Origin of the sequence: Paenibacillus sp. 598K, assembly GCF_003851045.1 — a bacterium.
Classification (GTDB): domain Bacteria; phylum Bacillota; class Bacilli; order Paenibacillales; family Paenibacillaceae; genus Paenibacillus_D.
Genome location: NZ_BFBX01000154.1, coordinates 2,446 through 3,431 on the forward strand (window position 1 = coordinate 2,446; position 986 = coordinate 3,431).

Genomic DNA, 986 nt, shown 5'->3' on the forward strand with positions numbered 1-986 from the left:
AGCTCAAGGACGGCAGCATCACGGGCGACAAGCTGGCCGATCACGCGATCGGCGGCGACAAGCTGGCGGATCAGGCGGTCGAGGCGCGGCATCTGGCGCTCGGGAGCCTGAATGGCGAGCAACTGGAGGATGGATCGATCGGCGCAGCCAAGCTGCAGAGCGGAGCAATCGGTGCCGACCATCTGGCCAATGAAGCGGTCGACACTGCCAAGCTCGCCGAATCGTCCGTGACGGCCTCCAAGCTGCGCGACGGCTCTGTAAACGGGTCGAAGATCCAGGCGAAGTCGATCGATGGCTCGCATATTCAAAAGGGCGCCCTGCTCGCAGATCATATCACGGCAGGTGCTGTCGAGGGAAAGCATCTGGCTCCGGACATCGTATCGGCCGTCCATCTGTCCGAGGGCGCCGTCGGAAGTCGGGAGCTGCAAGCGGGAAGCGTAACGCCGGACAAAATCGTGCCGGGACTCATCTCCGGCGAGCATCTGCGGCCGGGAGCCGTAAGAGGCGTCCATCTCGCCCAAGGTGAACTCGGCTCACAGCATATCGAGAGTGGCAGTCTGACCTCCAGTACGCTGGCCGATCAGGCCGTGACGACGATCAAGCTGGCCGATCACGCAGTCACAACCTCCAAAATCGCCGACGGCAGCGTCGGTCCGCAAAAGCTGAGCAGCGAAGCCGTCCATGGACGGCACCTCGGGCGCGCTAGCGTCACTGCGGATAAGCTGGCCCCCGGCTCCATCGTACGTCAGCATCTGACCGGGCAACTCGTCGACGGCGAGCATCTCGCGGAGGGAGCTGTCGGCTCCGCTCACCTGGAGGAGGCGAGTGTGCAGAGCGACCATATCGCGTCGCTCGCTATCCGCGAGGAGCATATCGGCATCGGTGCCGTCGGCATGACCCAACTGGCGGAAGGCTCTGTCGGCGAGGGACAGCTCGCTACAGGCAGCGTCGGCTCGGCAGCGTTGGCCAACCGTGCGGTGCAGCAG

1 pseudogene is annotated in these 986 nt (G+C 64.5%); it reads left to right on the forward strand.

Annotation, left to right across the window (positions count from 1 at the left end):
- A pseudogene (locus tag PA598K_RS36730) lies at nucleotides 1-986 on the forward strand (hypothetical protein); the annotation flags it as partial.